Origin of the sequence: Pseudomonas sp. S60, from assembly GCF_016647865.1 — a bacterium.
GTDB lineage: Bacteria > Pseudomonadota > Gammaproteobacteria > Pseudomonadales > Pseudomonadaceae > Aquipseudomonas > Aquipseudomonas parafulva.
Window position 1 is genome coordinate 62,468 of sequence record NZ_JACVVH010000011.1, and the last position, 10,800, is coordinate 73,267.

Annotated in this window: 7 protein-coding genes; 4 read left to right on the plus strand and 3 right to left on the minus strand. The window is 63.0% G+C overall.

Going from position 1 to position 10,800, the window contains the following annotated elements; translation table 11 throughout:
• Positions 1 to 370 precede the first annotated feature (370 nt).
• The 3 genes from gltB to hemE all read left to right on the plus strand — a co-directional run bounded on the left by gltB (position 371) and on the right by hemE (position 7,586).
• Entirely contained in the window at positions 371 to 4,816 is a 4,446-nt protein-coding gene (gene gltB, locus IAE33_RS07810) for a glutamate synthase large subunit (RefSeq protein WP_201163040.1), read from the plus strand.
• Positions 4,817 to 4,939: 123 nt separating this feature from the next.
• Positions 4,940 to 6,358 (plus strand): FAD-dependent oxidoreductase, encoded by a 1,419-nt coding sequence (locus IAE33_RS07815; protein ID WP_201163041.1) that lies wholly within the window; start codon positions 4,940 to 4,942, stop codon positions 6,356 to 6,358.
• 163 nt (positions 6,359 to 6,521) lie between these two features.
• Complete coding sequence (hemE, locus tag IAE33_RS07820; RefSeq protein ID WP_201163042.1) at positions 6,522 to 7,586, plus strand: uroporphyrinogen decarboxylase; 1,065 nt, start codon at positions 6,522 to 6,524, stop codon at positions 7,584 to 7,586.
• Positions 7,587 to 7,616: 30 nt separating this feature from the next.
• Here the strand turns inward: hemE and IAE33_RS07825 are convergent, their stop codons facing one another.
• Positions 7,617 to 8,861 carry an MFS transporter gene (locus IAE33_RS07825; protein WP_201163043.1) on the minus strand — a complete coding sequence of 415 codons (1,245 nt, stop codon included), beginning with the start codon at positions 8,859 to 8,861 and terminating at the stop codon, positions 7,617 to 7,619.
• Positions 8,862 to 8,970: 109 nt separating this feature from the next.
• Between IAE33_RS07825 and IAE33_RS07830 the strand changes: the two genes are divergently transcribed.
• The gene (locus tag IAE33_RS07830; protein ID WP_201163044.1) at positions 8,971 to 9,864 is read left to right on the plus strand and encodes a LysR family transcriptional regulator; all 894 of its coding nucleotides are present in this window, start codon (positions 8,971 to 8,973) and stop codon (positions 9,862 to 9,864) included.
• A 29-nt stretch (positions 9,865 to 9,893) separates the two neighbouring features.
• Here IAE33_RS07830 and IAE33_RS07835 read toward each other — a convergent pair whose 3' ends face one another.
• Both IAE33_RS07835 and IAE33_RS07840 read right to left on the minus strand, forming a co-directional pair.
• Positions 9,894 to 10,340 (minus strand): hypothetical protein, encoded by a 447-nt coding sequence (locus IAE33_RS07835; RefSeq protein WP_028632020.1) that lies wholly within the window; start codon positions 10,338 to 10,340, stop codon positions 9,894 to 9,896.
• Between the two features lie 21 nt (positions 10,341 to 10,361).
• A complete protein-coding gene (locus IAE33_RS07840; RefSeq protein ID WP_028632019.1) occupies positions 10,362 to 10,787 on the minus strand; it encodes a hypothetical protein in 426 nt (141 codons plus the stop codon).
• Positions 10,788 to 10,800: the final 13 nt, after the last annotated feature.

The following is a 10,800-nucleotide window of genomic DNA, read 5'->3' on the forward strand; positions in this document are numbered from 1 at the left end:
ACCTTCCGGGCGGCATCACCCCGCCGCCCAGTAGCCAAGCGAATTCTAGCGTTCGACTAGCCTGCTGCGCCCAAGCGCGGCAGGCTTTTCTGTCCCGAGCTGCCGGCCACAAGCCTACGTTGCAGTCATGGCTGAAACGCTTCAGACTCAAGTCATGCCGCTACCACGGCAGTTGACGCAAAAACATTCAAAATTGCGACATAAATTTTCAATGGTGAGACATGAAAATTTGTGGGCGCGACTGTCGCTGTGCAACAATGGTTTTCCATGGCCACCGCAAAAAGCTGGCATTTGATCGGCGTGGATGGTAAGTGGTTGTTAAAAAAGAGATTTGCCTCCGTTGAGGGGTGAACCTGGTGAGAAAGTGTCTATGAAAACAGGTCTGTACCATCCCGAAGAATTCAAGGACAACTGTGGTTTTGGCCTGATAGCCCATATGACGGGCGAACCCAGCCACCACCTTCTGCAAACCGCCATGCAGGCGCTCACATGCATGACCCACCGTGGCGGTATCAACGCTGACGGCAAGACCGGTGACGGTTGTGGTCTGCTCATGCAGAAGCCCGACCAGTTCCTGCGCGCCGTGGCCCAGGAGCATTTTGCCGCCGAGCTGCCAAGGCAGTACGCCGTGGGCATGGTGTTCTTCAACCAGGACCCGGTCAAAGCCGAAGCCGCCCGCGCCAACATGGACCGCGAAATCATCGCGGCTGGCCTTAACCTGGTTGGCTGGCGCAAGGTGCCGATCGATACCAGCGTGCTCGGCCGCCTGGCCCTGGAGCGTCTGCCGCAGATCGAGCAGGTGTTCATCGGCGGCGAAGGCCTGAGTGACCAGGAATTCGCCATCAAGCTGTTCAGCGCACGTCGCCGTTCGTCGGTGGCCAACGCCCACGATGCCGACCACTACATCTGCAGCTTTTCGCACAAGACCATCATCTACAAGGGCCTGATGATGCCGCGCGATCTGGCGGCCTTCTACCCGGACCTCGGTGATGAGCGCCTGCAGACCGCCATTTGTGTCTTCCACCAGCGCTTCTCCACCAACACCTTGCCCAAGTGGCCGCTGGCGCAGCCGTTCCGCTTCCTTGCCCACAACGGTGAAATCAACACCATCACCGGTAACCGCAACTGGGCGATGGCACGCCGTACCAAGTTCGCCAATGACCAGATCCCCGACCTCGATGAGCTCGGCCCGCTGGTCAACCGCGTGGGCTCCGACTCTTCCAGCATGGACAACATGCTCGAACTGATGGTGACCGGCGGTATCGACCTGTTCCGTGGCGTGCGCATGCTGGTACCGCCAGCCTGGCAGAACGTCGAGACCATGGACGCCGACCTGCGCGCCTTCTACGAATACAACTCCATGCACATGGAGCCGTGGGATGGCCCGGCCGGTATCGTCATGACCGAAGGCCGCCACGCGGTGTGCCTGCTCGACCGCAACGGCCTGCGCCCGGCGCGTTGGGTCACCACCACCAACGGCTACATCACCATCGCCTCTGAAATCGGCGTATGGGGCTATCAGCCGGATGAAGTGCTGGCAAAAGGCCGTGTGGGCCCGGGCCAGATCCTGGCCGTGGACACCGAAACCGGTCAGATTCTCGACACTGACGCCATCGATGACCGCCTCAAGTCCCGTCACCCCTACAAGCGCTGGCTGCGTCAGCATGCTACGCGCATCCAGGCGACGCTGACCGACGACCAGGGCGTGGCCAGCTACGACGCTGACCAGCTCAAGCAGTTCATGAAGATGTTCCAGGTTACCTTCGAGGAGCGCGACCAGGTACTGCGCCCGCTGGGTGAACAAGGCCAGGAAGCGGTCGGTTCGATGGGGGATGACACCCCCATGGCGGTGCTGTCGCAACGGGTGCGTTCGCCGTACGACTTCTTCCGCCAGCAGTTTGCCCAGGTCACCAACCCGCCGATCGACCCGCTGCGCGAAGCGATCGTGATGTCGCTGGAAATCTGCCTGGGTGCCGAGCGCAACATCTTCCAGGAATCCCCCGAGCATGCCTCGCGGGTGATTCTCAGCTCGCCGGTGGTCTCGCCTGCCAAATGGCGCTCGCTGATGAGCCTGGAGCGTGAAGGCTTCGAGCGCCAGCTGATCGACCTGAACTATGAAGAAAGCGTCGGCCTGGAAGCGGCCATTCGCAACATCGCCGACCAGGCTGAAGAGGCCGTGCGGGCTGGCAAGACCCAGCTGGTACTGAGCGACCGCCACATCGCACCCGGCAAGCTGCCGGTGCATGCGTCGCTGGCCGTGGGCGCTGTGCACCACCGCCTGACCGACAAGGGCCTGCGTTGCGACAGCAACATCCTGGTGGAAACCGCCACCGCCCGGGACCCCCACCACTTCGCAGTGCTGCTGGGCTTCGGCGCCTCGGCGGTGTACCCGTACCTGGCTTACGAAGTGCTGGCCGACCTGATCCGCACTGGCGAAGTGCTGGGCGACCTGGACGAAGTGTTCAAGTACTACCGCAAGGGCATCTCCAAGGGCCTGCTGAAGATCCTGTCGAAGATGGGGATCTCCACCATCGCCTCCTACCGGGGTGCGCAGCTGTTCGAAGCCATCGGCCTGTCCGAAGAAGTGGTCGGCCTGAGCTTCAAGGGCGTTTCCAGCCGCATCAAGGGTGCGCGCTTCCAGGACCTGGAAAGCGACCAGAAGCTGCTGGCCGCCGAAGCCTGGAGTGCGCGCAAGCCGATCCAGCAAGGCGGCTTGCTGAAGTTCGTCCACGGCGGCGAGTACCACGCCTACAACCCGGACGTGGTCAATACCCTGCAAGCCGCCGTGCAGCAGGGCGATTACGCCAAGTTCAAGGAATACACCTCGCTGGTCGACCAGCGCCCGGTGTCGATGATCCGCGACCTGTTGAAAGTGAAGGTGGCCGACCAGCCACTGGCGCTGGACCAGATCGAACCGCTGGACGCCATCCTCAAGCGCTTCGACTCGGCGGGTATCTCGCTGGGTGCACTGTCGCCTGAGGCCCACGAAGCACTGGCCGAAGCCATGAACCGCCTGGGTGCGCGTTCCAACTCAGGTGAAGGTGGCGAAGACCCGTCGCGCTACGGCACCATCCGCAGTTCCAAGATCAAGCAGGTGGCGACCGGCCGTTTCGGCGTTACGCCCGAATACCTGGTCAACGCCGAAGTGCTGCAGATCAAGGTCGCCCAGGGCGCCAAGCCCGGCGAGGGTGGCCAGCTGCCCGGTGGCAAGGTCAATGGCCTGATCGCCCGCCTGCGTTACGCGGTGCCGGGGGTGACGCTGATTTCGCCACCGCCGCACCACGATATCTACTCCATCGAAGACCTGGCCCAACTGATCTACGACCTCAAGCAGGTCAACCCGCAGGCGCTGGTGTCGGTGAAGCTGGTGGCTGAAGCAGGCGTAGGCACCATTGCTGCCGGCGTGGCCAAGGCCTATGCCGACCTCATTACCATTTCCGGTTATGACGGTGGCACCGGCGCCTCGCCGCTGACGTCGATCAAGTACGCTGGCGCCCCGTGGGAACTGGGCCTTGCCGAAACCCACCAGACCCTGCGCGGCAACGACCTGCGCGGCAAGGTGCGGGTGCAGACCGACGGCGGCCTCAAGACCGGCCTGGACGTGATCAAGGCGGCAATCCTGGGGGCCGAGAGCTTCGGCTTCGGCACCGCCCCGATGATTGCCCTGGGTTGCAAGTACCTGCGCATCTGCCACCTGAACAACTGCGCTACAGGCGTGGCCACCCAGAACGACAAGCTGCGCAAGGACCATTACATCGGCACCGTCGACATGGTGGTCAACTTCTTCACCTTCGTCGCTGAAGAGACCCGTGAGTGGCTGGCCAAGCTGGGCGTACGCAGCCTGGGTGAGCTGATCGGCCGCACCGACCTGCTCGATGTGCTGCCGGGCGACACCGAGCGCCAGCAGTACCTCGACCTGACGCCGCTGCTGGGCAGCTCGCACATCCCGGCAGACAAGCCGCAGTTCTGTGAAGTCGACCGCAACCCACCCTTCGACCAGGGCGAGCTGGCCGAGAAGATGGTCGAGATGGCCATGCCGGCCATCCGCGACCAGGCCGGCGGCGAATTCAGCCTGGACATCTGCAACTGCGACCGCTCCATCGGTGCGCGGGTATCGGGCGAGATTGCCCGGCTGCATGGCAACCAGGGCATGGCCAGCGCGCCGATCACGTTCCGCTTCAACGGTACCGCCGGCCAGAGCTTCGGCGTATGGAACGCCGGTGGCCTGAACCTGTACCTGCAGGGCGACGCCAACGACTATGTGGGCAAGGGCATGACGGGTGGCAAGTTGACCATCGTGCCGCCAGCGGGCAGCCCGTTCAAAACCCAGCACAGCGCCATCGTTGGCAACACCTGCCTGTACGGTGCCACTGGCGGCAAGTTGTTCGCTGCCGGTACTGCAGGCGAGCGCTTCGCTGTACGTAACTCCGGCGCCCATGCCGTTGTCGAGGGCACCGGCGATCACTGCTGTGAATACATGACCGGTGGCTTTGTCTGCGTGCTGGGCAAGACCGGTTACAACTTCGGTTCTGGCATGACGGGCGGCTTCGCCTACGTGCTCGACATGGACAACAGCTTCGTCGACAAGCTCAACCACGAGCTGGTGGAAATCCAGCGCATCAGTGGTGAAGCGATGGAGGCTTACCGCACCCACCTGGCGCGGGTCCTTGCCGAGTATGTGGATGAAACCGACAGTGAGTGGGGGCGCGAGCTTTCCGAGAACCTGGACGACTACGTGCGGCGCTTCTGGCTGGTCAAGCCCAAGGCCGCCAACCTGAAGCAGTTGCTGTCCAGCACCCGGGCCAACCCGCAGTAAAACAGCTGCAAGCAGGCAAGCCCCACACTGCAGGTAGAAGCAGTACAGGGCTTGCCAGACTTACGTGATCGTCTTGTGGCTTGCAGCTAAACGCTTGCAGCTGCTGTTAAGAGGTTTTTGAAAATGGCTGAACGTCTGAATAACGACTTCCAGTTCATCGAGGTGGGCCGCAAGGACCCGAAGAAAAAGCTGCTGCGCCAGCGCAAGAAGGAGTTCGTGGAAATCTACGAACCGTTCAAGCCGCAGCAGTCTGTGGAACAGGCGCACCGCTGCCTGGGCTGTGGTAACCCGTACTGCGAATGGAAGTGCCCGGTGCACAACTTCATCCCCAACTGGTTGAAGCTGGTGTCCGAAGGCAACATCCTGGCGGCGGCGGAATTGTCGCACCAGACCAACACCCTGCCGGAAGTGTGCGGGCGGGTGTGCCCACAGGACCGCCTGTGTGAAGGTGCCTGCACGCTGAACGACGGCTTTGGCGCGGTGACCATCGGTTCGGTGGAGAAGTACATCACCGATACCGCCTTCGCCATGGGCTGGCGCCCGGACATGTCCAAGGTCAAACCCACCGGCAAGCGCGTTGCCATCATCGGCGCCGGCCCGGCAGGCCTTGGTTGTGCCGACGTGCTGGTGCGCGCCGGCGTAACCCCGGTGGTCTTCGACCGCAACCCGGAAATCGGCGGCCTGCTGACCTTCGGCATCCCCGAATTCAAGCTGGAAAAAACCGTGCTCAGCAACCGCCGTGAAGTGTTCACCGGCATGGGCATCGAGTTCCGCCTGAACACCGAGGTGGGCAAGGATGTAACCCTTGAGCAACTGCTGGCCGAGTACGATGCAGTGTTCATGGGCATGGGCACCTACACCTACATGAAGGGGGGCTTCCCCGGCGAGGACCTGCCAGGGGTGCACGATGCCCTGGACTTCCTGATCGCCAACGTCAACCGCAACCTGGGCTTCGAGAAGTCGCCGGAAGATTTCGTCGACATGCAGGGCAAGCGGGTGGTGGTGCTCGGTGGTGGTGACACCGCCATGGACTGCAACCGCACCTCCATTCGCCAGGGCGCCAAGGCCGTGACCTGTGCCTATCGCCGTGACGAAGCCAACATGCCCGGTTCGCGCAAGGAAGTTAAGAACGCCAAGGAAGAGGGCGTGAAGTTCCTGTACAACCGCCAGCCCATTGCGATCGTGGGTGAGGAAAAGGTCGAAGGCGTGAAAGTGGTGGAAACCCGCCTGGGTGAACCCGACGCCCGTGGCCGCCGCAGCCCGGAGCCAATCCCGGGGTCTGAAGAGATCCTGCCGGCCGATGCCGTGGTCATCGCCTTCGGCTTCCGCCCAAGCCCGGCCCCCTGGTTCGAGCAGCACGGCATCCAACTGGACAGCCAGGGCCGTGTGGTGGCGCCGGAGCAGGGCAAGTTCAAGCACCAGACCACCAACCCGAAGGTGTTTGCCGGCGGCGACATGGTGCGCGGGTCCGACCTGGTAGTGACCGCCATTTTCGAAGGGCGCACCGCTGCCGAAGGCATCCTGGACTTCCTGGAAGTGTGAGGTCGGCTGCCGGCTCCTGCAAGGTACGCGGTATCTGCAGGGGCCGGCTTTGTACGCGACACAGCTTGACCCAACGCACCCAATAGACAAAACGCATGGTCTCAGCCGTGCCTTTTGTGCTGGCGTCTGAGAAAATGCCCCCACTTTTTTTCCGGATGCCGACATGACTGCCCTGAAGAACGATCGTTTCCTGCGTGCACTGCTCAAGCAACCCGTAGACGTCACCCCGGTGTGGATGATGCGCCAGGCCGGCCGCTACCTCCCGGAGTATCGCGCCAGCCGTGCCAAGGCCGGTGACTTCATGAGCCTGTGCAAAAACCCGCAGTTCGCCTGCGAGGTCACCCTGCAGCCACTGGACCGCTACCCGCTGGACGCCGCGATCCTGTTCTCGGACATCCTTACCATCCCTGATGCCATGGGCCTTGGCCTTTACTTCGAAACCGGCGAAGGCCCGCGTTTCAGAAAGGTGGTCAGCACCCCGGCCGACATCGAGGCACTGCCGGTGCCCGATGCCCAGAAAGACCTGGGCTACGTGATGGACGCCGTCAGCACCATCCGCCGCGAGCTCAATGGCCGGGTACCGCTGATCGGCTTCTCAGGCAGCCCGTGGACGCTGGCCACGTACATGGTCGAAGGCGGCTCGTCCAAGGACTTCCGCAAGACCAAGGCCATGGCCTACGACAACCCTCAGGCGCTGCACCTGTTGCTGGACAAGCTGGCCCAGTCGGTCACCACCTACCTCAATGGCCAGATCCTAGCCGGCGCACAGGCGGTGCAGATCTTCGACACCTGGGGTGGCAACCTGTCGGCTGCGGCGTACCAGGAGTTTTCCCTGGCCTACATGCGCAAGATCGTCAGTGGCCTGATTCGCGAGCACGAAGGGCGCAAGGTGCCGGTCATCCTGTTCACCAAGAACGGCGGCCTGTGGCTCGAGAGCATTGCCGAAGCGGGTGCCGATGCACTGGGCCTGGACTGGACCTGCGATCTCGGCGATGCCCGCCGCCGTGTGGGTAACCAGGTGGCCCTGCAAGGCAACATGGACCCGACCGTGCTGTACGCCCGGCCCGAAGCCATCCGCAAGGAAGTGGCGCGTATTCTGGCCAGCTACGGCCAGGGCAGTGGCCACGTGTTCAACCTGGGCCATGGCATCACCCCGGAAGTCGACCCGGAGCATGCCGGTGTGTTCATCAACGCCGTGCACGAACTGTCAGCGCAGTACCATCAGTAAAGGCCAGCTCGCGGGCATGCCCGCGAGCCCCTACGCCGCCTTTGGCGGTAGCTTGCTCAGGTGCAACGCCACCAGCAGCGCTACCGCCAGCAGGCTGCCGATGAACAACCCGATGCCGTTCCAGCCCCACTGGTGCCAGAACACCCCGCCTGCCGTCCCGGCCACGCTCGACCCCGCGTAGTAGCAGAACAGATACAGCGATGATGCCTGCCCCTTGGCCCGCAAGGCGCGGCGGCCGATCCAGCTGCTGGCCACCGAGTGTGCCCCGAAGAAGCCGAAGGTGAACACCAGCATGCCTATGATCACCATCAACAATGGGCTGGTCAGGGTTATCAGCATGCCCCCCGCCATGACCACGATACTCGCCCAGAACACCTTGCGCCGGCCCAGCTTGTCGGCCAGTGCGCCCACCTGCGCCGAGCTGTAGATACCCGACAGGTACACCACCGACAGCAGCCCCACCAGCGCCTGGTTCATGTGGTAGGGCTCCGCCAGCAGGCGATAGCCAATGTAGTTGAACAGGGTGACGAAGGCGCCCATCAGCAGGAACGCTTCGAGGAACAGCCAAGGCAGCCCGGCATCCTTGAAGTGCACCACGAAGCCGTCCAGCAGGCTGCGCGGGTTCATGGCCTGGGGGCGGAAGTTGCGCGACTCGGGCAGCACTTTCCAGAACACCACCGCCGCCAGCAATGCCAGGCCACCCACCGTGAGCATCGCCGTGTGCCAGCTGACGAAGTCGATCAGCACGCCGGTAATCAGCCGGCCGCTCATGCCACCAATGGCATTGCCGCCGATGTACAGGCCCATGGCCAGGCCGATGTGCTGTGGGTGAATCTCCTCGCTCAGGTAGGTCATTGCCACCGCTGCTAGGCCGCTCAGGGACAGCCCGACCAGTGCGCGGGTGGCCAGCACCAGCTCCCAGCTCGGCATCACGGCGCTGGCGACGGTGCACAGCGCCGCGCACACCAGCGCGAACACCATCACCGGCTTGCGCCCAATGCGGTCGGAGACGGGGCCGGTTATCAACAACCCGAACGCCAGCATGCCGGTAGCGACCGACAGCACCAGGCTGCTCTGCGCGGCATTGATGGCAAATTCCTTCGACAACAGCGGCATCATCGGCTGCACGCAGTACAGCAGGGCAAAGGTGGCAAAGCCGCCACTAAACAGCGCCAGCACGGTTTTCATGAAGGCTGGCGTGCCTTTTTCGATCCACAGGTCGTTGAGCGAGGCAGTCTCAGGTTCAGCAGGCAAGGGAACAGCGGCGGTTTTCACTGGCGGGTACCTCAGGCGCGATGGAAAAAAGCATATAGCTGCCTAATGATTAGATCCAATATATTGTTCGACCTATTTAAGACGTTTCACGACCTGTTGGAGCCTGCCCATGGAGCTGCGTCACCTGCGCTATTTCGTTGCCGTTGCCGAAGAATTGCACTTTGGCCGCGCAGCCCAGCAGCTCGGCATTTCACAGCCGCCCTTGAGCCAGCAAATCCAGGCGCTGGAGCAGGAGCTGGGCGCCAGGTTGTTCGAGCGTACCAACCGTCGGGTGGAACTCAGTGAGGCCGGGCGGCTATTTCTGGAGGAGGCCCGGCTGGTACTGGCCCAGGTCGAGAAAGCGGCCGATGTGGCCAGGCGTGCCCAGTTGGGGGAGCTGGGCGAGATGAAGATCGGCTTTACGTCCTCTGCGCCGTTCACGTCGAAGATCCCCCAGGCGATCCATGCCTTCCGCCAGCGCTTTCCGGCAGTGCACCTGAACCTCAAGGAAATGAGCAGCCGCGAAGTCGCCGAAGGGGTGTTCGATGAGTCCATCGAAGTGGGCCTGATGCGGCCGATGCCGCTGCCCCAGGGGCTGGTTGCCACGGAGCTGTTCCGCGAGCCACTGGTGGCGGTGATCAATGCCTCGCATGCGCTGGCTCAGGCCACGGAGCAAGGCGTGCATCTGGCAGCGCTGGCCCAGGAACCTTTTGTGTTCTTTCCGCGCAGCTATGGCAGTGGTTTGTATGCCCAGCTGCTCAGCCTGGCGCGTCAGGCAGGCTTCAGCCCGCACTTTGCCCAGGAGGCAGGGGAGGCGATGACGATCATCGGGCTGGTGTCGGCGGGGCTTGGGGTGTCGGTGCTGCCGGCTTCTTACCAGCGTATGCGCATCGAGGGCGTGGTGTACCGCACGTTACTGGATACCGAAGCCACGTCTGCCGTGTGGCTGGTACAGCGCCAGTGCCAGAAGTCGGCGATGGCCACAGCCTTCGCCGAACTGCTGACCGGGCAGGTTCAGGCCTGACGCCAGCCTGCCCCGGTTGCGCCTGGGTATCAGTCCACGCGGGCCAGGTCGCCCTTGATGGCAACACCGGCGATGACCGCGCCGGCATGGCACTCGTAGGTGGCCGGGTCTTTGCGCTCGTTGCGCTTGTAGTAGCTGACGATGTTGGTCACGGCATTGGCGTTGGCCTTGCGCGCAGCGTCCTGCATGGTCAGCAGGGCCGACTGCAGGGCCCATTCGCAGGCCACTTCGTCACTCTTGTTGAAGGCGTTGGTCTTCTTGTTGGTCACGGCATTGGGGCTGACCACCTTGACCTTGCCGCGTGGCTGCACGCCCGCCAGGTAGAACTTGACCGAGCCATCGAGCTTTTTCTCGGCAAGCATTTGCTGCACTACCTTGTCGAAGGGCAGGAACAGCGCGGTATCACGGGCCTGGCTCAGGCCTGGCAGTGCAGCCAGCAGCAGGGCAGTGGCGGCGGTAAGGGTCTTCAAGCGCATCGGTTCTTCCTTGGTCGGTGGTTAGGGGGTAACGCTGCTTTGTTGCAACAGGCTCTGGCTGCTCACTGTGTTGAGCTCACGCACGATGCTGCGGTCCAGGTTGTAGACCCAGCGGTTGTAGTTGCGGTGGATCTTGCCGTCCTTGTACCCCAGCTCGCGGCTGTCGCGGTAGGCGATGCGGAACTGGCTGGCGCTGTAGTGGATATCCACGGCAGCGAAGAAGGTGTTACGCACGGTGATGTCGGCCTGGATCACGCTCGGGTTTACCGAGCGTGCCGTCCAGCCGCGGTCGGCAATGGCCTTCAGAATGGCCTGTTGCACCTGCTGTTGGGTGTAGGGTGTCGCGGAGGCCAGCTGTTCAGCCGGGTTCAGCACCGGCTTCGACGTACAGCCGGCCAGGCCGGTCAGTACAAGGCCCAGGGCCGCTGCGCGGATCAGAGGGGACATTCCATGCTCTCCA